The sequence below is a fragment of the Roseibium aggregatum genome (assembly GCF_014692675.1).
GTDB lineage: Bacteria > Pseudomonadota > Alphaproteobacteria > Rhizobiales > Stappiaceae > Roseibium > Roseibium aggregatum_C.
The window spans coordinates 177,642-202,161 of sequence record NZ_JABFCZ010000002.1; the positions used below are offsets into that span (position 1 = coordinate 177,642).

The window sequence follows — 24,520 nt, forward strand, 5'->3', positions numbered from 1 at the left end:
ATTTCACTCCATCGATTCCGCCACGTCCACATGGCGGACCCGGTAGCCGCGCTCGCGCAGCGCCGCAACGATTGCCTCGCCGTGATCGGCATCGAAGGCCTCGAACGTCACGTCCAGCGTGGCGCCCTTGGCCGGCACGTCCAGGAACAGGTGGTGATGGGCGACATCGACCACGTTGCCCTTCAGGGTGCCGATGATCGTCGCGATTTCGCCCAGAACGCCCGGCCGGTCGGGTGTATCGATGCGAATGGAGACGAGACGGCCGTCGCGGGTCAGCTCCCGGATCACGATGGAAGACAGGAGCCTCGGATCGATGTTGCCGCCGCACAGGATCAGGCCGACCTTCTTGCCGGCAAACCGCTCCGGCTCCGTCATCAGGGCGGCAAGGCCTGCGGCTCCTGCGCCCTCGGCGATGGTGCGAAGCCGCGTCAGATAGGCGTTGATCGCCCGTTCGATGGTGCTTTCCTTGGCGAGGATAATGTCGTCGACGACCTTCCTGACGATCTGCCGGGTCAGTTTGCCGACATCGCGCACGGCGATGCCTTCGGCGATGGTTGCGCCTTCGCAGCGCACGTCCTTGCCGTAGAAGTCGCCCCACATGCCCGGATAGAGCACGGTCTCGACGCCAATCACCTCGATCTCCGGCCTGATCGCCTTGGCGGCCGTGCCGTTACCCGAAATCAGTCCGCCGCCGCCGATCGGGACAACCAGCGTCTCCAGATCCGGATAGGCTTCCAGCATTTCAAGCGCGATCGTGCCCTGTCCCTCGATCACCCGGGGGTCGTCATAGGGGTGTACCCAGGCGAGGCCGCGCTTCGAGGCGATCCGGTCGGCCTCTTCCCAGGCTTCGTGGACGGTTTCGCCTGCGAGAACCACTTCCGCGTTGTAGCTCTTCGTTGCGGCGATTTTCACGAAGGGCGTCGATTCCGGCATGACGATGGTCGCCGGAATGCCGAGGCGCTGGGCGTGGCAGGCAACCCCTTGCGCATGGTTGCCGGCTGACATGGCGATCACGCCGCGGCTGCGTTCATCGGCGGAAAGGCTCGACAGCTTCACGATGGCGCCGCGCTCCTTGAAGGAACCGGTCACCTGCATGTTTTCGTATTTGACGAAAACCTCCGCGCCGGTGAGCGCCGAAAGCGTCGGAGCGGGCAGGCAGGGCGTTTCAAGGACGGCGCCCTTTATCAGGCCGGCGGCCTTTCTTATGCCGGCGAGGGTAACCTCACCGGGATCTGGTACTGCGCCGGGGCCGGATGGCGCGGCGGTCATAATGCGCGGGCCAGGAGCGACGCCACCTGGGGCGCGAAATAGGTCAGGATGCCGTCGGCGCCGGCCCGCTTGAAGGCCATCAGGCTTTCCACCATGGCGCGGTCCCGGTCGATCCAGCCGTTGGCGCCGGCCGCCTCGATCATCGCGAACTCGCCGGAGACCTGGTAGGCGTAGGTCGGCATGCGGAACGTGTCCTTCAGCCGCCAAAGGATGTCGAGATAGGGCATGCCCGGCTTGACCATGATCATGTCCGCGCCTTCTGCGATGTCCAGTTCCGCCTCGCGAATGGCTTCGTCCGTATTGGCGGCGTCCATCTGATAGGTGCGCTTGTCGCCGATCAGGGTGGCGTTGGTGCCGACCGCATCGCGGAACGGGCCGTAGAAGGCCGAGGCGTATTTGGCCGCATAGGACATGATCTGGACGTCGCGGAAATTGTTGGCATCCATGGCCTGGCGGATGGCGGCGACGCGTCCGTCCATCATGTCGGACGGGCCGATGATGTCGGCGCCGGCTTCCACCTGGTTGAGCGCCTGGCGGCAGAGCTGGTCGACCGTCTCGTCGTTGAGGATCGTCTCGCCGTCCATCAGGCCGTCGTGGCCGTGGCTGGTATAGGGATCGAGGGCAACGTCGGTCATCAGGCCGACGTTGAGGCCTTCCTGCTTGATCGCCCGGCAGGTCTGGCACACCAGATTGTCCGGATTGAGCGCTTCGGAGCCCGTCGGATCGCGCAGGGCCGGATCGGTATAGGGGAAGAGCGCGATGGCCGGGATGCCGAGGCTTTCCGCCTTGACCGCGTCTTTCACGGCCTCGTCGACGGACAGCCGCTCCACGCCGGGCATGGAGGGAACCGGCTGGCGGATGCCTGCACCCTCGACGACGAAGATCGGCCAGATCAGGTCGTTGGTCGTCAGCACGGTCTCCCGCACCAGGCGCCTGGACCAGTCCGCGCGCCGGTTGCGGCGCATGCGGCGGCCGCCGAGGATCTCATCCATATCGGAACTGGTGATGGACGGGGTGCGGGTGGAAGACGACATCTTTCTGGGATCCTGTGATGGGGGCCTGCAATCAGGTGGAGCATGCGTGATACATTGCCTGAATCCCCGAGACCCTATCACGGGTTCGGGTGCGATCCAACATGATGGAAAATAACGATAAACGCTTATGAAAATGCGTTTTATTGACGTTTACGTCAAAACTGGCTAAGTCCCATTCGACACAGGAAGCCAAGACTTTAACCTGTAAACGGCAGGGCTCGGGAGGACAGGTCATGGATTTTTCCCTCAGTGAAGATCAACGCGCCTTTCAGGACATGGCGGCAGCCTTTGCCCGCGATGAAATGGAGCCTTATGCGCGCGAATGGGACGAGAACAGCATCTTTCCGGTCGATACGCTGCGCAAGGCCGCAGAACTGGGCTTCGGCGGCATTTACGTGCGCGAGGATGTCGGCGGTTCCGGCCTGACGCGCACCGACGCGGCGATCATCTTCGAGGAACTCGCCAAGGGCTGCACCTCGACGGCGGCCTATATCTCCATCCACAACATGGCCGCCTGGATGATCGACACCTATGGCAGCGAGGAACTGAGGCGGAAATATCTGCCCGATCTCTGCTCCATGAAGAAATTCGCCAGCTACTGCCTGACGGAGCCGGGCGCCGGGTCCGATGCGGCCTCCCTGCGCACAAAGGCGACCGACGACGGCGACCATTATGTCCTGAACGGGTCCAAGGCCTTCATTTCCGGCGGCGGCGTTAGCGATGTCTATGTGGTCATGGTACGTACCGGCGGCGACGGGCCGAAAGGCATCAGCTGCGTCGTCGTGGAAGAGGATACGCCGGGCCTGAGTTTCGGTGCGCAGGAAATCAAGCTCGGCTGGAAGAGCCAGCCGACCGCCCAGGTGAATTTCCAGGACTGCCGGATTCCGAAAACCAACCGGGTCGGCGCGGAAGGCGAGGGCTTCAAGATCGCAATGGCCGGCCTCGACGGCGGCCGGCTGAATATCGGCGCCTGCTCGCTCGGCGCCGCCCAGACCTGTCTTGAGCGCACCATTGCCTACATGAAGGACCGCAAGCAGTTCGGCCGTGCCATCGCCGAGTTCCAGGCGCTGCAATTCCGCCTCGCCGACATGGCGACCGAACTGGAGGCCGCGCGCCTCTTCCTGCACAAGGCCGCAATGCTGGTCGACGCCAAGGCCCCGACCGCGACGACGACGGCGGCCATGGCCAAGCGGCTTGCGACCGATACCGGCTTCAAGGTGGTCAACGAGGCGCTGCAGCTTCACGGCGGCTACGGATATTTGCGCGATTATCCGATCGAGCGTTATCTGCGCGACGTGCGGGTGCACCAGATCCTGGAGGGCACCAACGAGATCATGCGGCTGATCATCGCCAGAGATCTTCTGAAGGACTGATCTTCTCAAGCGCTGAAAATCATTTTCCGATCATTCGAACCGGGGACGGACGTGAGCGACGATATCTTGTTTGAACAGCGCGGTGCGGCGGGCTTCGTCACGCTGAACCGGCCGAAGGCCCTCAACGCCCTGAACCACGGCATGGTGACGGCGCTGGCCCGCCAACTGACCGCATGGGCCGGCGACGACGGCATCCGCCATGTGGTCATCTGCGGTGAAGGCGAGAAGGCCTTTTGCGCCGGCGGCGATATCCGCAGCATCTATGACGCCAGGATGGCCGGCGAAACAGGCCTGGCGGACTTCTTCCGTGATGAATATCTGCTCAATGCCCAGATCAAGAGTTATCCCAAGCCCTATGTTTCCCTGATCGACGGCATCGTCATGGGGGGCGGGGTCGGTGTTTCGGTTCATGGCAGCCACCGGGTCGGAACCGAGAACACCATGTTCGCCATGCCGGAAACCGGGATCGGCTTCTTTCCCGATGTGGGCGGAACCTGGTTCCTGCCGCGCATGCCGAAAGCGACCGGCACCTATTGCGCCATGAGTGCGGGACGCCTGAAACAGGGCGATGCGCTTGAAACGGGCGTCCTGACCCATGCCACTTCACGCCGGTGCCTTCCCGCCCTGAAAGCGGCGCTGGAGGAGACCGACGACATCGATGCGGCCCTCAATGCTTTCCACGTCGATCCGGAGCCGTCGGACCTGATGGCCCGGGCGGATCTGATCGAAGGCATCTTTACCGCGCCGACCGTGGCGGAGGTCATGCGCCGGCTCGATTCCTGCGAGGATCCCTGGGGCCAGAAGGTGGCGGCCGGTATCCGGTCCAAGTCGCCGACCAGCGTCCATCTGGCTTTTGAACAGATGCAAAGGGGTGCGAGGCTGGACTTTAACGGCTGCATGCGCTTGGAATACCGGATCGTTACGAAGATCCTTGAGGGACACGATTTCTTCGAGGGGGTGAGGGCGCTTCTGGTCGACAAGGACCAGGCGCCGAAATGGCAGCCGGACCGGCTGGACCAGATCGACGAAACCGTCCTTGCGCCCTATTTCGAGGAACCGGCCTCCGGCGATCTTCCGTTGAAATAAGCAGGACCGAAATGCTCGCAAACCTTCATGCCATTTTGAGCTCGAGACCGCCGTGGAGCACCATTCTGGTGTGGTATCTGCGCGCGATAGCGGTCCTGTTGCTCGGGGGAGGGCTGATCCACTGGGCGCGGATCATCGGGATAACGCCCTGGCGCGATGTCTGGTTCTGGGACATGCCGCTGGCATGGCAAGCGGCGACGGTCTTCTTCGGCGTGCTTGACCTGGTGGCGGCGATCGGGCTCTGGCTGGCCGTTTCCTGGGGCACCGTGATGTGGCTGTTCCGGGCCGGCAGCCAGATCGTGATGCACACCCTGTTTTCCGATATCTACGGCCGCCGGCCTTACGAGATCTCGTTCTATCTTCTGACGATCGCGGGATATCTGCTTCTGACCTATCTCATGGAGCGGGAAAATCGAGCGCGTTAGCCCCAGACGGGCCGTCGCCGGCTTCCGGAAACGCAGGATCACACAGTTTAAACAACAACGCAGACGTGCCGGGTGCGAAAGGCGACCGGGCTACGGGACAAGTCGGGAGGAGTTATCATGACAAAGAAGATCGGATTTATCGGCCTGGGCAACATGGGCGGCCCGATGGCCGTCAATCTGATGAAGGCCGGGCACGATGTCCTTGGCTTCGATCTGTCCGAAGGCGCGCTGGCGGCCTTCGAGGATGCGGGCGGCGCCTGCGCAAAGAGCGTTCCCGAAATTGCCGCCGCGTGCGACGTCATCGTCACCATGCTTCCGGCCGGCGCCCATGTGCGCAAGGTCTATATGGACGAGGGCGGCATATTCGAAAATGCAAAGCCCGGAACGCTGATGATCGATTCCTCGACCATCGATGTCGACAGCGCGCGTGCCGTTGCGGCGGCCGCCACGGAACAGGACATGCTGATGGTCGACGCGCCGGTTTCCGGCGGCGTCGGCGGCGCCACGGCCGGAACCCTGACCTTCATGGTCGGCGGTCCGGCGGCGGCCTACGAGCAGGCCAGGCCCTACCTGGACATCATGGGCAAGACCATCGTTCATGCGGGCGATTCCGGAACCGGCCAGGCCGCCAAGATCTGCAACAACATGGTGCTGGGCATTTCCATGATCGCGGTCAGCGAGGCGTTCGTTCTCGCCGAGCGGCTTGGTCTCGATGCGCAGAAGCTGTTCGACATATCCTCCACCGCCTCCGGCCAGTGCTGGGCGCTGACGTCCTATTGTCCGGTTCCGGGTCCGTTGCCGAGTTCGCCGGCCAACCGCGACTATCAGCCGGGCTTTGCCGCGGCGATGATGCTCAAGGACCTGAAGCTGGCGCAGGAAGCGGCCAGCACATCGGGCGCGTCCACGCCGCTCGGCGCGGAGGCGTCCGCGCTCTACAACATGTTCTGCAATTCCGGCGGCGGGGCGCTGGATTTCTCGGCCATCGTCAAATACCTGCGCGGATCATGATTAATCAAAGCTTTCAAGGTGTTGAGAATCGTCCTTAAAGAATTAACGGACGATTCAGCGTGTCTCTTAAGCGGATTTTAGAAGCGCTGCTGTAACTTTGTTTACAAGGTGGGAAAAATATCCACCTCGCGACAGGTAATGAATAAAGAGGCGCAAACATATGATCACCGCTACAAGGGCAGTCGATGCAGTGGTTCAGGGGGAAGATGAAGCGGAAATCAAGCCGCTTTATCTTGAGGCTCTGACCCTTGTGGAACGGCTGCATAGACGGCTGCTTGATGTCATCAAGGACGAATTCGACCGGATGGGCCGGTCCGATGTGAACAGTGTGCAGGCGCTGCTTCTGTTCAATATCGGCGACGCCGAACTGACCGCAGGCGAACTGAGAACCCGCGGCTACTATCTCGGCTCGAACGTGTCCTACAACCTGAAGAAACTGGTTGAAACCGGCTATATTCACCATCAGCGCTCGCGCATGGACCGCCGTTCGGTTCGTGTCAGCCTGACGGAAAAGGGGCAGGAAGTCGCGCGCATCGTGAACGACCTTTACGAACGCCATGTGCTGTCCGTCGAGCAGGTCGGGGAAATCGGCACCGAGGATTTCGTTGCCCTGAACAAGTCCCTGCGCAGGCTGGAGCGTTTCTGGACCGATCAGATCCTGTACCGGCTCTGATCAGCGGCAACGCCGGATCCTTTCTTTCAAACGCCGTTCCGGTCCGCCGGAGCGGCGTTTTCCTTTTTGGCGCGCGTTTCACAAGAACCGTTCACGAAATTATCATGATTTCGGCAAGTGCCGTAGAGCGACATGATCTGGACACAATGGGATGCGTATGTGCAAAAAAGGAAATCGCGCCCGGATTTGCCTTTTTCAGTCGATAGAAAGCCTTATTTTCGACTTCGAAATGCGAATTCCGGAGCGCAAAGGCCGTCGATTGGGCCAAAACCTGTAATTTGTTAATCATAACGGCCATAAATTGGCCTTCGGTTTTGGTTATTGCACTGGTTCAGGTGTGGAATTGCAAGATCCGGTCAGGGCTAAACGAAAGACCGGAATTGAGAATACTGTGACACAATGGGGTTGGTAATGACAGCATCCTTCGGGAACGCCGGTGGTTTCATGTTAAAGGCGGTAAAGCGTCCTGTACAAGCCATGGGGCTTCTTGCCTTGTCGTTCGCTGCCTTCAACACAGGCGCCGCGGCGCAAAGCCCGCTTGATGCCGTTCGCAATCAGAGCCAGCCGGTGGAATGGCAAGACCGGTTCCAGGCCACCATGGAAAGCCTCAGTTCCCTTGACAGCGTCGAGCCGACCCTGTCACCGGAAACCGCCGACTATGTCGCGGTTGCCATCGATCGCTATTCCCGGATCGTCCAGGAAGGCGGGTGGGGCCGTGTTTCCGGCGGCAAGCCGCTTCGGATCGGCGCGCGGGACGCACGTGTCGTCGAACTGCGCCGCCGCCTGATCGCCTCCGACGATCTGGAGCAGAAGGCCGGCCTGTCCGATACGTTCGATTCCTATGTGGATGCGGCCCTGCGCCGGTTCCAGCTTCGTCACGGGCTTCTGGCCGACGGAGTGCTGGGAGAATCCACCATCGTCGCGCTTAACGTTCCGGCGCATGTGCGCCTGCGCCAGCTTGAAACAAACCTGGTGCGCCTGCGTTCCATGTCCGGCAACCTCGGCGACCGTTACGTGATGGTCAATATCCCGGCTGCCGAAATCGAGGCGGTCGAAAACGGACGCGTCCGTTCGCGGCACACGGCCGTCGTCGGCAAGATCGACCGGCAGACGCCGATCCTGAACAGCGAGATCTACGAGCTCAACTTCAATCCCTACTGGACCGTTCCGGTTTCCATCATCCGCAAGGACCTGATCCCGAAGATGAAGGAAGACCCGGAATACCTGGCCCGGAACAAGATCCGCATCTTCGACTGGAAGGACAACGAGCTGACCTGGCAGCAGATCGACTGGAACACGGAAGAGGCGACCCAGTACCAGTTCCGTCAGGAACCGGGTGCGGAAAACTCGCTCGGCCATGTCCGGATCAACTTCCACAACAAGTTTCAGGTCTATCTGCACGACACGCCGTCCAAGACCCTGTTCGGGTCGGACTACCGGTTCCATTCCTCCGGCTGCGTCCGCGTTCAGAACGTGCGCGAACTCGTGACCTGGCTCCTGCAGTCGACCACGCCGGACTGGGACCGGTCCAAGGTCGATCAGGTGATCCGGACCGGAGAACGTGAAGACGTGAAGCTGAAGAAGAAGATTCCGCTCTACCTGACCTACATCACGGCCTGGGCGAACGCGGAAGGCGTGGTGCATTTCCGCGAGGACATCTACAACCGCGATGACCTCTACGGAACGACCGGTAACGGTGTCAGCACCGATGCGCAGGCCCGTCTCTAGGAACAGCCAATAGCTGCGGCGTGATTTCCACTTGCCTGACAGGGCAGGGAATGGCCTTTTGAGGCCATGCTGCCAGTGGAGACAAGCAGATGAGTCGCGACACGCCGCCCTCCGGCGAGATCTATCTTGAAATTCAGCAGGTCGGACGGCAGGTCAAGATGACCGCCATTCATGCGGATACGGGGGTCGAGGTCGTCGTCTTCGGTCCGGTTAGCGCGTCTCAGGAAGATCTGAAACGTCTGGCGGTGCGCAAGCTGCAGAGGCGTCTGGAACAGGAAAGCGGCGCCTGAGGCGCGCCCAGGCGTAATTTTCTGTTCGCCGGAACGCGACTTGTCAGTTTTGTGAAACTTGATGTCGGTGTAGCTCTTGGTTCGCGCCGGTCGCTATGGTAGTTCCACGCCTGCACGGGGCGTCTAGACCTCCACAAGAGGCAAAGCGATCCGTAGCCGGAAAGTTCCGGCAATCAGAATTCCAGCAGAAAAGGATGGTGCGATGTCCTTGACAGATTCCGCGGCCGGCCAGTCTTCCCATTCGGCATTCTTTACCCGCAGCCTTGCTGACACCGACCCGGATATTTTCGGCGCCATCGAGAACGAGCTTGGCAGGCAGAGGCACGAAATCGAGCTGATCGCATCGGAGAACATCGTTTCCCGCGCGGTCCTGGAAGCCCAGGGCTCGATCATGACCAACAAGTATGCCGAGGGCTATCCGGGCAAGCGCTACTACGGCGGCTGCCAGTTCGTGGACGTGGCGGAAACGCTGGCCATCGAGCGGGCCAAGCAGCTGTTCGGATGCAACTTCGCCAACGTCCAGCCGAATTCCGGCAGCCAGATGAACCAGGCGGTGTTCCTGGCGCTCCTGCAGCCGGGCGACACCTTCATGGGGCTCGACCTCAATTCCGGCGGACACCTGACCCACGGCTCTCCGGTCAACATGTCCGGCAAGTGGTTCAACGTGGTCTCCTACGGCGTGCGCGAGGACGATCATCTGCTCGACACGGATGAAATCGAGCGGCGGGCCCATGAGCACAAGCCGAAACTGATCCTGGCCGGCGGAACCGCCTATTCGCGGATCTGGGACTGGAAGCGGTTCCGGGAAATCGCCGATTCCATCGGTGCCTATCTGATGGTCGACATGGCGCATATTGCCGGTCTCGTGGCCGGTGGCGTGCATCCGTCGCCGATCCCGCATGCCCATGTGGTCACCACCACGACCCACAAGTCCCTGCGCGGTCCGCGCGGCGGCATGATCCTCTCCAACGACGAGGACATCGCCAAGAAAATCAATTCCGCGGTTTTCCCCGGCCTCCAGGGCGGCCCGCTGATGCATGTGATCGCCGCAAAGGCGGTCGCCTTCGGCGAAGCGCTGCAGCCGGAGTTCAAGGCCTATGCGAAAAGCGTGGTCGACAACGCCAAGGCCCTGGCAGCGACGCTGCAGGAGCAGGGGCTCGATATTGTTTCGGGCGGAACGGATAACCATCTGATGCTGGTCGATCTGCGTCCGAAGAACGCGACCGGCAAGAAGGCCGAAGCCTCTCTCGGCCGGGCCAACATCACCTGCAACAAGAACGGTATTCCGTTCGATCCGGAGAAGCCGTTCGTGACCTCCGGTGTCCGTCTGGGCACGCCGGCCGGCACCACCCGCGGTTTCGGCGTCGCCGAGTTCCGCGAGATCGGCCTGCTGATCACCGAAGTGCTCGACGGCCTGAAGGCGGCGAACAGCGAAGACGGCAACGCGGCGGTGGAAGCGGCAGTCAAGGCGAAGGTCGAGGCTCTGACGGCGCGGTTCCCGATTTACTGAAGTCCTCATGAGGGCCGGCTGAGCCGGCCGGGAGCTAATCGAAGATGCGGTGTCCCTATTGCGGCGGTGACGAAACCCAGGTCAAGGATTCCCGTCCGACCGAGGACAACACGGCCATTCGCCGGCGCAGGGTGTGCAACACCTGCGCCGGCCGGTTCACCACGTTCGAGCGGGTTCAGCTGCGCGAACTCATGGTTCTCAAGCGGTCCGGACGGCGGGTTCCCTTCGATCGGGAGAAGCTGATGCGGTCGGTGCAGATCGCGGTGCGCAAGCGCCCGGTCGAGCCTGAGCGGATCGAGCGTATGGTCAGCGGCATCGTCCGGCAGCTGGAAAGCTCCGGGGAAAGCGACATCACGGCGGAAACCATCGGCAATCACGTCATGGAAGGCCTCAAGGGCATCGATGACGTGGCCTATGTCCGCTTTGCTTCCGTTTACAAGAACTTCCGCGAAGCCAAGGATTTCGAGGCGCTTCTGGACGAATTGAGCGGTCCGGAGCAGCAGATGCTCGACGAAACCTGATTTTCGGCGACAACGAAAGCAAAGCAGTCCGTTTGATGCCATCGGCGACCGATTTCGACCTCAGATACATGGCCGCTGCGGAGCGCTATGCGCGCCGGGGTTTGGGTGTGGTCTGGCCGAACCCGCCGGTCGCAGCACTGATCGTTGCCGAAAACGAGGACGGAGTGCCGGTTCTCGTCGGCCGGGGGCGGACGTCGAAACCGGGTGGGGCCCATGCGGAGGTCAACGCGCTCCGTAGCGCCGGCGACAAGGCGCGCGGCGCGACCTGTTACGTCACGCTGGAACCCTGCTCGCACTACGGCCGGACGCCGCCATGCTCGCTGGCGCTGGTCGAGGCCGGGATCAAAAGGGTCGTCATCGGGATGCTCGACCCGAACCCGCGTGTGGCCGGGCGCGGCGTGAAGATGTTGCAAGAAGCCGGCGTGGAGGTCGTCATCGGGATCCATGAGGAAGCCTGCCGGCGCCTTTATCACGGGTTCACCTTGCGGATTACCCGGCAGCGGCCGCATGTGTTCCTGAAGCTTGCCGTGTCGCGCGATGGCTTCATCGGCCGGGAAGGGGCGGGACAGGTGCGTATTTCCGGGGAGCTGTCCATGCGCATGGTCCACGGCTACCGGGCAACCTACGATGCGATCCTGGTCGGAATCGGAACCGCCCTTGCCGATGACCCGCAGCTGACCTGCCGGTTGCCGGGCATGGCCGAACGGTCACCGGTCCGCGTGATCGTCGATGCCCGTGCGCAATTGCCGCTGAAGTCGAAACTGGTCAAGACCGCCGCCGACGTGCCGGTCTGGCTGGTCTGCGGCAACGACGCTGATGCGGACCGCCTCAAGGACCTGACCGATGCCGGCGTGCTGGTGATCCGTGTTCCGACCGATGGCGGCCGTATCCATCCATCGGTCGTCGTCAGCGCGCTGAGTGCTCGCGGCATCACCCGTCTGATGGTGGAAGGCGGATCGCGGATCGCGAACGCGTTCCTGGATTCGGACCTGGTCGATGACCTGTGCGTGGTGACCGGCGCGGTGGACGTGGGCGAGGGCGGCATACCGGCCCTGTCCGGGCGGGATCTTGAAGCCGTCCTGAAAGACCCCAGGTTTGCACGGATCGGTGCCGGTTACCTGGAAGACGACCGGTATATCTACCTGAGCAGGCAGGACGCCTGAAAGACGGGAAACCCGACATGTTTACTGGAATTGTCACCGATCTCGGCGAGATCCTGAGCGTCACGAAGATCCCCGTCGGCATCCGGACCCGGATCCGCACGGCTTATGATCCCGACACGATCGACATCGGCGCCTCGATTGCCTGCGGCGGTCCCTGCCACACGGTGACGGCGAAGGGAACGGACGGAGACGGCAACTGGTTCGAGGTGGAATCGGCTGCAGAAACCCTGGCGCTGACCACAGCATCGGACTGGGCGCCGGGCATGAAGCTCAATCTGGAACGCTCGCTTGCCATCGGAGACGAACTCGGCGGCCATCTGGTTCTCGGCCACGTCGACGGACGGGCGAAGATCGTCAAGCGGGAAGATCATGACGACTCGGTCTATTTCCAGTTCGAGGCGCCGGATGAATTTGCGCCCTACATTGCCAGGAAGGGTTCCGTCGCCCTGGACGGCACGTCGCTGACGGTCAATGAGGTCGATGGAAAGCTGTTTTCGGTGTTCCTGATCCCGCACACGCTCGCTGTCACCACCTGGAGCGACCGTAAGGAGGGCGATTTCGTCAATCTGGAAGTCGACATGATGGCGCGATATGCTGCGCGTCTTGCGGAATACGCCCGGCCGTCATAACACCGCCGCAAAATCATATGTAACGGTATCGCCGAAACGTTGTTGCCGGACTTGTGTCTGGGAAATGCGGGCTAGACAAATCGGGGCAGACATGGTTCCTGTCGCGACCCTCAAGACAAATGAATGGATCCATGAGCTCAAATCCGAAGCTTTTGATTATCGAAGCCCGTTTCTACGAGGAAATCGCCGACGCTCTTGTCGAAGGCGCAATCCAGGCGATCGAGGCCGCCGGTGCCGAGTACGATCGGATTTCCGTTCCCGGCGTTCTGGAAATTCCGGCAGCCCTTTCCATGGTGCTGACGGCGATGGAAAACGAAGGCCCCCTTTATGACGGCTTCGTGCTCCTCGGCTGCGTCATTCGCGGCGAGACATCGCATTACGACATCGTCGCCAATGAATCGGCGCGGGTGGTCATGGACCTGATCGTCGATGCGGACCTGGCCGTCGGCAACGGTATCCTGACGGTCGAAAACGCCGACCAGGCCTGGGCCCGGGCGAAGGTGGACCAGAAGAACAAGGGCGGATCGGCGGCCGAAGCAGCCCTGGCGATGATCGCCCTGCGCGAAAGGCTTGGAGTTTAACCGATGACCGACAAGGTCGATCAACCGAAATCGCAATCGGCTGCCAAGACGAGCCGCCCGGCAAACAAGCGCGGCGCGGCGCGTCTCGGTGCCGTGCAGGCCCTCTACCAGATGGACGTGGGCGAAGTGGCGCTGGCCGATGTCATCAGCGAATTCACGACCTTCCGCCTGGGCAAGGAACTGGATGGCGAGCAGTACCGCGAAGCGGATGAACAGTGGTTCACGGACATCGTCAAGGGTGTGGTCGAAGACCAGAAATTCCTGGATCCGTTCATTCACACTGCCCTTGCCGAAGACTGGCCGCTGAAGCGGATCGACAGCCTGCTCAGGGCGATCCTGCGCTGCGGCTCCTACGAGCTGTTGCGGCGCAAGGATGTGCCGGCCCGCGTGATCATCTCCGAATATATCGACGTGGCGAAGGCCTTCTTCGAGGACGACGAGCCGGGACTGGTGAACGGTGTCCTCGACCGGCTGGCCCATGATCTGCGCACGGCCGAATTCGATGCGCCGAAGGCCGGCGGCGAGGCCTGATCATGGCCGGCGACCGGCCGCATGAATTCGAACTGATCAAGCGCTATTTCGCGCCGCTTGCCACCGATTCCGGAAGTCTCGGCCTTGCCGACGATGCCGCGGTCTTTACGCCCCGGCCGGGGTACGACCTTGTCCTGACAAAGGACATGCTGGCAGCGGACGTGCATTTTTTCGCCGGCGATCCTCCGGACGTCATCGCGCAGAAGGCACTGCGGGTCAATCTCTCCGATCTGGCGGCCAAGGGCGCCCGGCCGAGGGGGTATCTGCTCGGTCTTGGGCTTGCGGTCGACTGGACCGCGGACTGGCTGGAGCGGTTTTGCGCCGGTCTTTCCACCGATCAGTCCGCCTATGATGTGGTGCTTTGGGGAGGCGACACGATCAGCTCCGGCGACGGCCTGCAGATTTCTGTCACGGCGATCGGCGAGGTGCCGCAGGCAAGGGCGGTCCGGCGGAATGGGGCACGGGCGGGGGATGCGCTTTATGTCTCCGGCACCATCGGGGACGGGGCTGCGGGCCTCAAGGCACGCCTCGACAGCGGATTCGCCGGCCGATACGGCCTGAATGACGATGACCTGCACCATATTCTCGACCGCTATCTGCTGCCGCGTCCGCGTGTGGAGCTGGCAGAACCTCTGCGCGACCACGCCCATGCGGCGATGGATGTTTCCGACGGTCTTTTCGCTGATGCACGGCACATCGCCGAGGCATCGGCTGTTGATCTGAAGATCGACCTGGATCGCGTGCCGGTATCTCCGGCGCTCGAGAAGATTTGCCGGTCAGGGGGCGAAGACGTGGCCGCGCTTTTGGGCGGCGGCGACGATTATGAAATCCTGGCATGTGTTCCTGCGGCTTCGGCAGCTGCATTCGAAGAGTGCGCTATAGCCGCAGGTTGTCCGGTGACGCGGATCGGCGAAGTCGCTAACGGCAGCGGCAACGTCGAACTGCATCGAGGCGGTTCACCGGTGCAGTCTCTCTTCGCCGGTTTTCAACATTTCTGACAACCGGCTTGCCAATGAAACCGTGCCTCTGGTATTCGAAAAACACGGTTTCAGGCACCGGCCGCTCGCAAGTCTTCCGACTTCGGTAAAGCCTGATCCAGAACGACACCCCGAAACCTTTTGTTCCGGCGGGGCAATGCGAGCACCCTCTGATCCTGCAGATGCCGGGATCACCAGGAATGTCTGAAAGAGGATTTCGGCATGTCGTCCGACGCCGCAACGCGGAACGCATTTCTCCATGGCTCGCTTGGCGCCATCTTTGCCAAAACGGCGCTTCCCATCATCTTCGTCATGAGCATGAACGGCCTTCAGGCCGTGATCGACGCCGTTTTTCTCGGCGTTTTCGTCGGACCGGAAGCACTCGGGGCGGTAACCCTGATGTTTCCCTTCTTCATGATCATCATTGCGCTCGCGACCCTTGTCGGCAGCGAAATGTCGAGCATTCTCTCCCGCAGGCTCGGGGCGGGAAGCTTCGATGAGGCCCGGTCGGTCTTCGCCGGCGCACACGGGCTGGCGCTTGCGGTCTCCGCCTGCCTGATCCTGCTGTTTCTGGTCTTTGGCGGTCCGGTGACCCGGCTTGCCGCCGGAGGATCGCCGGTTCTGGAGCATCTGGGGTATGTCTATCTGAAGATCCTGGTGCTGTCGTCGCCGGTATTCTTCGTGATGGCGGTCAATGTCGACGCTTTGCGCAACGAGGGGCGAACCGGCTTCATGGCGGCCATGAGCCTTCTGGTGTCGCTGGCTAATATGGGCTTCACCTACGTGCTGATCGTCGTTATGGGGCTGGGGGTTGCGGGCTCCGCCTATGGCACGGCCCTGGCGCAGGCGCTGGCCCTGTCGATCATTGTCGTCTTTCGTATGCGGGGGCGGACGCAGCTGAGGCCGGCAGCACTGCTGCACCACAGCCCGTTTACCGGCTGGCGGCGGATTCTGGCCCTCGGCGCACCGCAAAGCCTGAATTTCATGGGCATTGCGCTGGTCTCCGCATCGATCATCGCCTCCTTGCAACTGAGCGGCGGCGGAAGCTACCAGGCGACGGTGTCGGCCTACGGCATCATCACCCGCATCATGACCTTCGTCTTCCTTCCGCTTCTGGGGCTTTCCCAGGCGCTGCAGGCAATCGTCGGCAACAACTACGGCGCCCAGGCCTGGACCCGCTCCAATAGCAGCCTGCGGCTGGGACTGACGATTGCCCTGGTGTACTGCATCGCAGCCGAATGCTCGCTTGCCCTGCTTGCCGAACCGATCGGGTTTGCCTTTGTCGATGACCGGCAGGTTGTGGGCGAAGTGGTCCGGATCCTGCCGGTGATGACGGCCATGTATTTCCTGTCGGGCCCGCTGGTCATGATCGCTATCTATTTCCAGTCCATCGGCGATGCGGGACGGGCGGCAGTGCTTGGGCTGGCCAAGCCTTATGCCTTCGTCATCCCCATGATCTTCCTGCTGCCGCTTGCGTTCGGCGAGCAGGGGATCTGGATGGCGACCCCTGTTGCCGAACTTCTGCTTCTCGGCCTGACGGGTGTTGTCCTGGTCGCAACGGCGCGCCGCCGGAACCTGAGATGGGGGCTGTTCGTCACCGGAGCATGACGGGAAGGGGCTGCCTCAGGCTCGGCCGCAGATCGCTTCGATGTTGCGGCCGGGATGTTTTCGGCTCGCCAAATAATGCTCCTAGTTGCGTTCCTCTGAATTTAGGGGCTGCCAAACCGGGTTCTGTCGTGTAGGCATGGCAGCTCTCTTGAAAGACGATTGCATTCTCAGGAACGGATATGTCTGCCACTGCCGCTGCTTCTTCCCACGCGTTCATCGATGACCGGCTTGCAAAGCGCAATGCGCTGCTGCTTGCCTTCGCCCAGGCGCTGGGCGGAGCCTCCGCGTCCATCGTCATCGCGACAGGATCGCTGATCGGCAGCAGTCTGCTTGGAAGCGACAAGTCGCTGGCGACCTTGCCGGTCTCCGCCTTCGTGCTTGGAACGGCAATTGGAACCCTGCCGGCCGGCGCCATCATGCGCCGCTTCGGGCGGCGGACGGGTTTCATGGGGGCGGCCGCGTTCGGCATCTTTGCGGCATTGCTTGCGTCGTTCGCGGTATTCCAGGGCAATTTCCCGCTGTTCATCATCGCCTGCAGCGGCAGCGGGTTTGTCGGGGCCTTCGTGCAGCAATTCCGCTTCGCCGCGGCCGATACGGCAAGCGATGCGTTCAAGCCGAAAGCGATTTCCTGGGTGCTGGCTGGCGGGGTCCTGGCGGGCGTTGTCGGTCCGCAGACGGTGATCGCCACCAAGGACCTGTTTTCGCCGATCCTGTTTGCCGGAACCTATCTGGCGCAGGCCGGGCTTTCCCTTGTCGCCTTGCTGCTGGTCTCCTTCATCAGGATTCCGAAGCCAGTGAAGGCGCCGGGCGGAACCCACGGCGGCCGGCCGATCCTGACGATCATGGCGCAGCCCCGCTTCATCGTCGCCGCCGCCTGCGGCATCTGTTCCTATGCCCTGATGAGCCTTGTCATGACGGCAACGCCGCTTGCCATGATCGGCTGCGGCCTGTCTTCCACGGACGCGGCACTCGGCATCCAGTGGCACGTGCTGGCCATGTTCGGTCCGAGCTTCTTTACCGGCAACCTCATTGCCCGCTTCGGCAAGGAACGGATTGTCACCATCGGCCTCGCCCTGCTCGGCGGCTGCGCCATCATTGCGCTTTCGGGCGTGGAACTGGCTCATTTCTGGAGCGCTCTCATCCTGCTGGGTCTGGGCTGGAACTTCGGCTTCATCGGCGCGACCGCCATGCTGACGGACACCTACCGGTCCGAGGAACGCAACATGGTGCAGGCGACCAATGATTTTCTGGTCTTCGGATGTGTGGCGTTCGCGTCGTTTTCTTCCGGAGCGCTGCTCAACCATTTCGGCTGGGCAACCGTGAACTGGCTGGTCTTTCCCTTCGTCGTGCTGTGTGCCGTGCTCCTCGGCTGGCTCGTCTTCCACGAGAAGAAGCAGGTGGCGGTGTGACAACCCGCTCTGAAAAGACGAAATAGATTCCGACGAAATTGCTGCGCTGCACAGTATTCTGCCCTTGCCCGCCTTTCTCACATTCCCTACGCCCTGCGTCGCATTGTGGTGAGCCGGATTCAGGTGAAAGACGCGCGGAGCATAGCTGATGCTATGGTCAAGCGGTTTTCGCCTGCAGGCGGCCGCCACAATGCGATCCTTCGGACCGGTTGAAACAGGCACCAGTTTGCGTCGTATGGCTTGCCCGATGATCCACATCGCGCTGCGCCATTCTCCTGTCCTGTCGCCTGTTTGAACCGGCGCAGGGCATAGGGAATGTGAGAAAGGCGGGCTGAGGCAAGTGTGTGTAATCCCTAAGAGTAACTTGACGGCTGTTGCCGATATGTTGCTATCGTGTGGACCATTGACGCGCCGCATCCATGTGGCGCTGTTTTGGGCTGGCCGAAAAACAAAAAGACAGACGGCCTGCTGCACAATTGGGAGGAATTATGAACGAGATAATGATCGTTATCATCGTCTGCGGTCTGCTGTCAGTGGCATACGGGGCCTGGGCGATTCAATCCGTTATGGCATCGGATGCCGGGACGGAACGCATGCGGGAGATTGCAGGGGCAATCCAGGAAGGCGCGCAGGCCTATCTCACCCGTCAGTATACCACCATCGCCATCGTGGGAGCCGTGGTCTTCGTCATTGCCTGGCTGCTTCTGTCCGCAACGGCGGCCTTCGGTTTCCTGATCGGCGCCGTGCTCTCGGGCACTGCGGGCTTCATCGGCATGATGGTGTCCGTGCGCGCCAACGTGCGGACTGCGCAGGCGGCAAGCCAGAGCCTGGGTGCGGGTCTTGAGATTGCGTTCAAGTCCGGCGCCGTGACCGGCCTGCTCGTTGCCGGTCTGGCCCTGCTCGGCGTCGCGGTCTATTTCGCGATCCTGACCGGACCGCTTGGCCATGCGCCGACGGACCGGGTGACGATCGACGCGCTCGTTGCCCTCGGCTTCGGAGCTTCGCTTATTTCGATCTTCGCCCGTCTCGGCGGCGGCATCTTCACCAAGGGTGCGGACGTCGGCGGCGACCTGGTCGGCAAGGTCGAAGCCGGTATTCCCGAAGACGATCCGCGTAACCCGGCGACAATCGCCGACAACGTGGGCGACAACGTCGGCGACTGTGCCGGCATGGCGGCCGACCTGTTCGAAACCTACGCGGTGACCGTGGTTGCCACCATGGTTCTGGCGTCGATCTTCTTCACCGGTGGTGCGGCTGTCGACCTGATGCTGCTGCCGATGGTGATCGGTGCGAGCTGCGTGGTGACCTCGATTATCGGCACCTTCTTCGTGAAGCTCGGTTCCAACAACTCCATCATGGGGGCGCTCTACAAGGGCTTCATCGCAACGGCAGTGCTGTCCGCGGCCGCCCTGTTCATCATCACGTTCTTCTGGCTTGGGTTCGACACCAGCTACCAGACGTCAGGCGGCTTGTCCTTTACCGCCCGGCACCTGTTCTACTGCGGTCTTGTCGGCCTGATCGTGACCGGCCTGATCATCTGGGTGACGGAATATTACACGGGCACCAATTTCCGCCCGGTGAAATCCATCGCCCAGGCATCGGTGACGGGCCACGGCACCAACGTGATCCAGGGCCTGGCGATCTCGCTTGAAGCCACGGCCTTGCCGGCGATCATCATCATTGCCGGTATTCTGGTCGCCTACACGCTGGCCGGCCTCTTCGGCATTGCGATCGCGGTGTCCACGATGCTGGCGCTGGCCGGCATGGTCGTCGCCCTCGACGCCTTCGGTCCGGTGACCGATAACGCCGGCGGTATCGCGGAAATGGCAGACCTTCCCGCGGAAGTCCGGTCCACGACGGATGCACTCGATGCGGTCGGCAACACCACCAAGGCCGTGACCAAGGGCTATGCCATCGGTTCCGCCGGTCTTGGCGCCCTGGTGCTGTTTGCCGCCTATACCGAGGACCTGAAGTTCTTCTCGTCCACGGCGGCGGAAGGTTCCCTGTTCCACGGCATCGATGTCGGCACGCTGTTCAACCTCTCCAACCCCTATGTGGTTGCGGGGCTGCTCTTCGGCGGTCTGCTGCCCTATCTCTTCGGCGGTATTTCCATGACGGCCGTTGGCCGTGCAGCCGGGTCCGTGGTTGAGGAAGTCCGGCGTCAGTTCAAGGAAAAGCCGGGCATCATGCAGGGCACGGAGCGTCCGGACTACGGCCGGGCGGTCGACATGCTGACACGGGCGGCGATCAAGGAAATGATCGTTCCGTCCCTGCTGCCGGTGCTGTCGCCGATCGTGGTGTTCTTCGTGGTCCGCGCTGTTGCAAGCCCGGCCGATGCCTTCGCGGCGGTCGGCGCCATGCTGCTCGGCGTGATCGTGACCGGCTTGTTCGTGGCAATCTCCATGACCGCCGGCGGCGGTGCGTGGGACAATGCCAAGAAGTCCTTCGAAGACGGTTTCATCGACAAGGACGGCGTCAAGCACGAGAAGGGTTCTGAAGCGCACAAGGCTTCGGTGACCGGCGATACGGTGGGGGACCCTTACAAGGATACCGCCGGTCCGGCCGTGAACCCGATGATCAAGATCACCAACATCGTGGCGCTGCTGCTGCTCGCGGTGCTGGCGCATCACTGATCGGAAGATCCTCGCGAAAACAGAAAGCCCCGGCGAAACGCCGGGGCTTTTTTTGTTCCGTCCGGAAATCCGGAGCCGGGGTCAGAGACCCAGGCTCGGGTTCGAAGCACCCTTCAGGATCTGGCTGAGGAAGCCGTAATCCGTGCCGCCGGTACGGGTCTTGCGGGTGATCAGGTCGACGATCTTGCCGTCCTGGAGGCCGTAATTCGCGATATCGCGCACATAGCCGTCATTATCGAAATAAACCGCGACGACCCGCTGCTCGACAATGTCGGGCGCCATGAAGGCCGTGGTTTCGGTGACCTGGGAAATATAATAGTACGCGTCGCCGTTCAGACTGGACGTCGTCGAGGGCGATCCAAGCACCAGTTCCACCTGCTCTTTGCTGGACCCGACCTGCACCTGATTCAGCATGTCGGTGGTCACCACGTGCCCGTGTGTGTAGGAGGTCGTGAAACAGCCGCCAAGCGGCAGGCTGATCAGAAGCGGAATAATCAGGGCGTGGGCCTTTATCGTCATACTCGTCTCTTGTCTTCCTTTAGGCCGGCCTTGCGGCTTTCTTCGATTTCGTTTCTTGGCAAAGTCCCTATCGTGGGATAGGGCACATGGCAACACAAGTTTGTATCCAATCGTTTTGAACGAGATCCGGAGACCACCATGCTTTTCGGCCTTTTTCGCCGTCGTCCGAGCGAAGGCGAGCACAAGACCTATTACGAGATCGTGGCTCAAGCGCGGCAGCCGGTGTTCTATACGGACTACCGCGTTCCCGATACGATTGACGGACGGTTCGACCTGATCATCGTCCATGCGGTGGTTCTGTTTCGAAGACTTGCAGGCGAGAGCAAGAAGGTTTCGGAGTTCTCGCAAAGCGTGTTCGATCTGTTCTTTCAGGACATGGATGCGAGCCTGCGCGAGATGGGGGTTACCGACACGCGTGTTCCGAAGAAGGTCAAGGCGATGGGCGAGGCATTCTACGGCCGCGCGGACGCCTACGCCCCTTGTCTCGCAAACGGGGATGTCGAGGGCCTTTCCGATGCGCTAAGCCGCAATATCTATACCGATGCGCCGGATCCGGTCGCGGAACGCGCATTGGCGCATTATATGATGGCGGCTGCCGGAGCGCTTGCAGCCCAGGACACGGCAGAGCTGATGAGCGGCAAGCTGGACTGGCCGGATCCGGCCGCCTTCGCACCGGAGGAGGACGCGCCGCTCGGCCGAAACGACGGACAAGAACAATGACAGGCAACAAATTTCCCTTTTCCCACAAGGTGCACGCGGATCGGCTGGGCGATCGCGAAGAGACCATTGTGATCGAGCCGGACAAGGCGGCGCTGAAACGGATCGCGGAGGCGAACGGCTGTGTGGACGTCGACCGGCTTCGCGCGGAGCTGACGCTGAAGCCCTGGCGCAAGGCCGGCGTCCGCGTCGTCGGCACGCTTGAAGCCACCGTCACCCAGCAATGTGTGGTTACGCTGGAACCGTTCAAACAGGAGCTTTTTGAAGATATCGACCGGACATTCGAACCGGTCTCCAGCCGTGCGCGCCGTCCCCGCGATCTGAATGAGGAAGGGGAGATCGAAATCGATCTCGAAACGCTCGACCCGCCGGACGTGATGGTGGATGGCGTGATCGACCTTGGAGCCATGATTTGCGAACAACTGGCGCTGAGCATCGATCCGTTTCCGCGCAAGCCCGGGGCCGTCTTCGAGCAGGAAGAGGAAAAAGACAGCGGCGAGGTGGAAGACAAACCATCGCCGTTCGCGGCTCTTGCCAAACTCAAGCAGGACCCGGAACACTAAAGGATACGCGAAAATTAACGGTTGTCTCGCGGTTGGAAACCGTTATGTTCGCCTGCGTTTGATTGACTTGCCGGCCCTCCGGCAGGGAAGAACGGGCGATGGCTTTCCCAAAGCCCTGCCTGGAGAGAGCTTCAAAAGACCCGGTTGATGGCGAAAACCATTCCAATATCCCTCGATGTCATGGGCGGCGATTCCGGCGCGGAGGTCGTTATTCCCGGCGCGGAGATCGCGCTTGTGCGCCATCCCGACATTCGCTTTCTGCTGTACGGCAACGAAAACAGTGTTCTGCCGCTTCTGGAGAAATATCCGCGGGTGCGGGACGCCTCGACTTTCCATCATTGCGACGTGTCGGTCGCCATGGATGCCAAACCGAGCCAGGCCCTGCGACAGGGCCGGTGGCGGTCCAGCATGTGGCGCGCGATCGAAGCGGTCAAAAGTGGCGACGCGGCCGTTGCCGTATCCGCGGGCAACACCGGCGCCCTGATGGCGATGTCCAAGTTCTGCCTGAGGACCATGGCCAATATCGAGCGGCCCGCGATCGCAGCGATCTGGCCGACGGCGCGCGGCGAATCCGTCGTCCTCGATGTCGGTGCGACCATCGGGGCGGATGCACAGCAACTGATCGACTTCGCTATTCTGGGCGGCGCCATGGCGCGGGCCCTGCAGGGCCTGGAAAGCCCGACCGTGGGGCTGCTGAATATCGGCGTCGAGGAAGTTAAGGGGCTGGAAGAGGTGCGCACGGCCGGGCGGCTTCTCCGGGAAACCAAGCTCCGGAAACTGACCTATGCCGGGTTCGTCGAGGGCGACGATATCGGCAAGGGAACCGTCGATGTCGTCGTCACCGAAGGTTTTGCCGGCAATATCGCGCTCAAGACCGCGGAAGGCACGGCAAAACAGATCGCCGGCTACCTGCGCTCGGCCATGAACAGGACATTCATGTCGAGAATCGGCTACCTGTTCGCCAAGAGCGCGTTTGACCGGCTCCGGGACAAGATGGATCCGCGCAAGGTCAACGGCGGGGTCTTCCTCGGCCTCAACGGCATTGTCATCAAGAGCCACGGCGGCACGGATGCCGAAGGCTACGCGGCGGCCATCGATCTTGCCTACGACATGGTGCGCAACGAACTGCTCCACAAGATCGCTCAGGATCTTGTGCATTATCATCGCGGACGGTTCGCCGACGCCGCGGCTACATCGGAAGGTGATTTGTGAGCGTAATCCGTTCAACCGTAATCGGCTGCGGCAGCTATCTGCCGGCCAAATGCCTCACCAACGCAGACCTTTCCCGGATGGTGGATACCTCCGACGACTGGATCGTTCAGCGGACCGGTATCAGGCAGCGCCATATTGCAGCCGAAGGCGAAATGACCTCCGATCTGGCCCTCAATGCAGCGCGCGCGGCACTCGAAAACGCGGGCGTGGATGCCCAGGACATCGACACCATCATCCTGGCAACGGCCACGCCCGATTACACGTTTCCGGCAACCGCGGTAACGGTTCAGGCCGGGCTCGGTATTCATCACGGCGCCGCTTTCGATGTGCATGCGGTCTGTTCGGGTTTCGTCTATGCGCTGACAACCGCCGACGCCTATATCCGTTCCGGAATGTCGAAGCGGGTGCTTGTGATCGGCGCGGAGACATTCTCCCGGATTCTGGACTGGAACGACAGAACCACCTGTGTCCTGTTCGGCGACGGCGCCGGTGCGGTGGTTGTCGAGGCTTCGGAAGGAACCGGGGACATTGCCGACCGGGGGGTTCTGACATCTCACCTGCGTTCCGACGGCCGGCACAAGGACAAGCTTTATGTGGATGGCGGACCGTCCGCGACACAGACAACCGGTCATCTGCGCATGGAGGGCCGGGAGGTCTTCAAGCATGCGGTCGGCATGATCACCGATGTGATCGAGGATGCCTTCAACGAAACCGGAACGACGGCCGACGATCTGACCTGGTTCATTCCCCACCAGGCAAACAAGCGAATCATCGATGCGAGCGCAAGGAAGCTCGGCATTGCGCCGGAAAAAGTCGTGACGACCGTCGACAGACACGGCAACACCTCGGCCGCCTCGATTCCGCTGGCACTCGATACGGCCGTGCGCGACGGGCGTGTGAAGCGCGGCGACCTCGTGCTTCTGGAGGCCATGGGCGGCGGCTTTACCTGGGGCTCCGTCCTGTTGCGCTGGTAATCCAGTTCCGGACAAGCCCGCCTCGGTATTTGCAATGATCGCAAGACTAATTGTTGACCGTTCCTTTGGGACGCAATACCGTAGGAA

The 24,520-nt window shown here is 61.8% G+C and carries 24 protein-coding genes; 21 read left to right on the forward strand and 3 right to left on the reverse strand.

Going from position 1 to position 24,520, the window contains the following annotated elements:
* Positions 1 to 3 precede the first annotated feature (3 nt).
* Positions 4 to 1,269 (reverse strand): threonine ammonia-lyase, encoded by a 1,266-nt coding sequence (locus tag HK439_RS01985; RefSeq protein ID WP_190289681.1) that lies wholly within the window; start codon positions 1,267 to 1,269, stop codon positions 4 to 6.
* Positions 1,266 to 2,261 carry a porphobilinogen synthase gene (gene hemB / locus HK439_RS01990; protein WP_235987533.1) on the reverse strand — a complete coding sequence of 332 codons (996 nt, stop codon included), beginning with the start codon at positions 2,259 to 2,261 and terminating at the stop codon, positions 1,266 to 1,268. Before hemB ends, HK439_RS01985 begins: the two co-directional genes overlap by 4 nt.
* Before the next feature lie 275 nt (positions 2,262 to 2,536).
* Between hemB and HK439_RS01995 the strand changes: the two genes are divergently transcribed.
* The 17 genes from HK439_RS01995 (at position 2,537) to HK439_RS02075 (ending at position 20,448) form a co-directional block, all read left to right on the forward strand.
* Positions 2,537 to 3,676 (forward strand): acyl-CoA dehydrogenase family protein, encoded by a 1,140-nt coding sequence (locus HK439_RS01995; RefSeq protein ID WP_190289683.1) that lies wholly within the window; start codon positions 2,537 to 2,539, stop codon positions 3,674 to 3,676.
* A gap of 51 nt (positions 3,677 to 3,727) precedes the next feature.
* A complete protein-coding gene (locus tag HK439_RS02000) occupies positions 3,728 to 4,762 on the forward strand; it encodes an enoyl-CoA hydratase/isomerase family protein (RefSeq protein WP_190289684.1) in 1,035 nt (344 codons plus the stop codon).
* An 11-nt stretch (positions 4,763 to 4,773) separates the two neighbouring features.
* Positions 4,774 to 5,187 (forward strand): DUF6163 family protein, encoded by a 414-nt coding sequence (locus tag HK439_RS02005; protein ID WP_190289685.1) that lies wholly within the window; start codon positions 4,774 to 4,776, stop codon positions 5,185 to 5,187.
* A 72-nt stretch (positions 5,188 to 5,259) separates the two neighbouring features.
* Positions 5,260 to 6,195, forward strand: coding sequence for a 3-hydroxyisobutyrate dehydrogenase (gene mmsB / locus HK439_RS02010; protein ID WP_328804077.1), 936 nt, complete (start codon positions 5,260 to 5,262; stop codon positions 6,193 to 6,195).
* A gap of 160 nt (positions 6,196 to 6,355) precedes the next feature.
* Positions 6,356 to 6,868 carry a transcriptional regulator LdtR gene (gene ldtR / locus HK439_RS02015; RefSeq protein WP_190289687.1) on the forward strand — a complete coding sequence of 171 codons (513 nt, stop codon included), beginning with the start codon at positions 6,356 to 6,358 and terminating at the stop codon, positions 6,866 to 6,868.
* 444 nt (positions 6,869 to 7,312) lie between these two features.
* Positions 7,313 to 8,596 carry a L,D-transpeptidase family protein gene (locus tag HK439_RS02020; protein ID WP_209011516.1) on the forward strand — a complete coding sequence of 428 codons (1,284 nt, stop codon included), beginning with the start codon at positions 7,313 to 7,315 and terminating at the stop codon, positions 8,594 to 8,596.
* An 89-nt stretch (positions 8,597 to 8,685) separates the two neighbouring features.
* Positions 8,686 to 8,886 (forward strand): DUF6898 family protein, encoded by a 201-nt coding sequence (locus HK439_RS02025; protein WP_190289688.1) that lies wholly within the window; start codon positions 8,686 to 8,688, stop codon positions 8,884 to 8,886.
* A 202-nt stretch (positions 8,887 to 9,088) separates the two neighbouring features.
* Positions 9,089 to 10,396, forward strand: coding sequence for a serine hydroxymethyltransferase (gene glyA, locus HK439_RS02030; protein WP_190289689.1), 1,308 nt, complete (start codon positions 9,089 to 9,091; stop codon positions 10,394 to 10,396).
* A 44-nt stretch (positions 10,397 to 10,440) separates the two neighbouring features.
* On the forward strand, positions 10,441 to 10,917 hold the full coding sequence (gene nrdR / locus HK439_RS02035) for a transcriptional regulator NrdR (protein WP_190289690.1): 477 nt from the start codon (positions 10,441 to 10,443) through the stop codon (positions 10,915 to 10,917).
* A 35-nt stretch (positions 10,918 to 10,952) separates the two neighbouring features.
* Positions 10,953 to 12,080 (forward strand): bifunctional diaminohydroxyphosphoribosylaminopyrimidine deaminase/5-amino-6-(5-phosphoribosylamino)uracil reductase RibD, encoded by a 1,128-nt coding sequence (gene ribD, locus HK439_RS02040; RefSeq protein WP_190289691.1) that lies wholly within the window; start codon positions 10,953 to 10,955, stop codon positions 12,078 to 12,080.
* 17 nt (positions 12,081 to 12,097) lie between these two features.
* Positions 12,098 to 12,709, forward strand: a complete 612-nt coding sequence (locus tag HK439_RS02045; protein WP_190289692.1) for a riboflavin synthase — start codon at positions 12,098 to 12,100, stop codon at positions 12,707 to 12,709.
* Positions 12,710 to 12,840: 131 nt separating this feature from the next.
* A complete protein-coding gene (ribH, locus tag HK439_RS02050; protein WP_190289693.1) occupies positions 12,841 to 13,290 on the forward strand; it encodes a 6,7-dimethyl-8-ribityllumazine synthase in 450 nt (149 codons plus the stop codon).
* A 3-nt stretch (positions 13,291 to 13,293) separates the two neighbouring features.
* The gene (gene nusB, locus HK439_RS02055; RefSeq protein ID WP_190289694.1) at positions 13,294 to 13,821 is read left to right on the forward strand and encodes a transcription antitermination factor NusB; all 528 of its coding nucleotides are present in this window, start codon (positions 13,294 to 13,296) and stop codon (positions 13,819 to 13,821) included.
* A 2-nt stretch (positions 13,822 to 13,823) separates the two neighbouring features.
* Complete coding sequence (thiL, locus tag HK439_RS02060) at positions 13,824 to 14,819, forward strand: thiamine-phosphate kinase (protein ID WP_190289695.1); 996 nt, start codon at positions 13,824 to 13,826, stop codon at positions 14,817 to 14,819.
* Positions 14,820 to 15,020: 201 nt separating this feature from the next.
* Complete coding sequence (locus HK439_RS02065; RefSeq protein ID WP_190289696.1) at positions 15,021 to 16,406, forward strand: MATE family efflux transporter; 1,386 nt, start codon at positions 15,021 to 15,023, stop codon at positions 16,404 to 16,406.
* A 179-nt stretch (positions 16,407 to 16,585) separates the two neighbouring features.
* Positions 16,586 to 17,815: an MFS transporter gene (locus HK439_RS02070; RefSeq protein ID WP_190289697.1), complete on the forward strand. Its 1,230-nt coding sequence runs from the start codon at positions 16,586 to 16,588 to the stop codon at positions 17,813 to 17,815.
* 488 nt (positions 17,816 to 18,303) lie between these two features.
* Positions 18,304 to 20,448: a sodium-translocating pyrophosphatase gene (locus tag HK439_RS02075; RefSeq protein ID WP_190289698.1), complete on the forward strand. Its 2,145-nt coding sequence runs from the start codon at positions 18,304 to 18,306 to the stop codon at positions 20,446 to 20,448.
* Positions 20,449 to 20,529: 81 nt separating this feature from the next.
* Here the strand turns inward: HK439_RS02075 and HK439_RS02080 are convergent, their stop codons facing one another.
* The gene (locus tag HK439_RS02080) at positions 20,530 to 20,967 is read right to left on the reverse strand and encodes an outer membrane protein assembly factor BamE (RefSeq protein ID WP_190289699.1); all 438 of its coding nucleotides are present in this window, start codon (positions 20,965 to 20,967) and stop codon (positions 20,530 to 20,532) included.
* Positions 20,968 to 21,105: 138 nt separating this feature from the next.
* Between HK439_RS02080 and HK439_RS02085 the strand changes: the two genes are divergently transcribed.
* The 4 genes from HK439_RS02085 to HK439_RS02100 all read left to right on the forward strand — a co-directional run bounded on the left by HK439_RS02085 (position 21,106) and on the right by HK439_RS02100 (position 24,433).
* Positions 21,106 to 21,687, forward strand: a complete 582-nt coding sequence (locus HK439_RS02085; protein WP_190289700.1) for a ubiquinol-cytochrome C chaperone family protein — start codon at positions 21,106 to 21,108, stop codon at positions 21,685 to 21,687.
* Positions 21,684 to 22,247, forward strand: coding sequence for a YceD family protein (locus tag HK439_RS02090; protein ID WP_190289701.1), 564 nt, complete (start codon positions 21,684 to 21,686; stop codon positions 22,245 to 22,247). The genes HK439_RS02085 and HK439_RS02090 overlap by 4 nt, the downstream gene beginning before the upstream one ends.
* Before the next feature lie 147 nt (positions 22,248 to 22,394).
* Positions 22,395 to 23,459 (forward strand): phosphate acyltransferase PlsX, encoded by a 1,065-nt coding sequence (gene plsX / locus HK439_RS02095; RefSeq protein WP_190289702.1) that lies wholly within the window; start codon positions 22,395 to 22,397, stop codon positions 23,457 to 23,459.
* Positions 23,456 to 24,433, forward strand: coding sequence for a beta-ketoacyl-ACP synthase III (locus HK439_RS02100; RefSeq protein WP_190289703.1), 978 nt, complete (start codon positions 23,456 to 23,458; stop codon positions 24,431 to 24,433). Before plsX ends, HK439_RS02100 begins: the two co-directional genes overlap by 4 nt.
* Positions 24,434 to 24,520 lie beyond the last annotated feature (87 nt).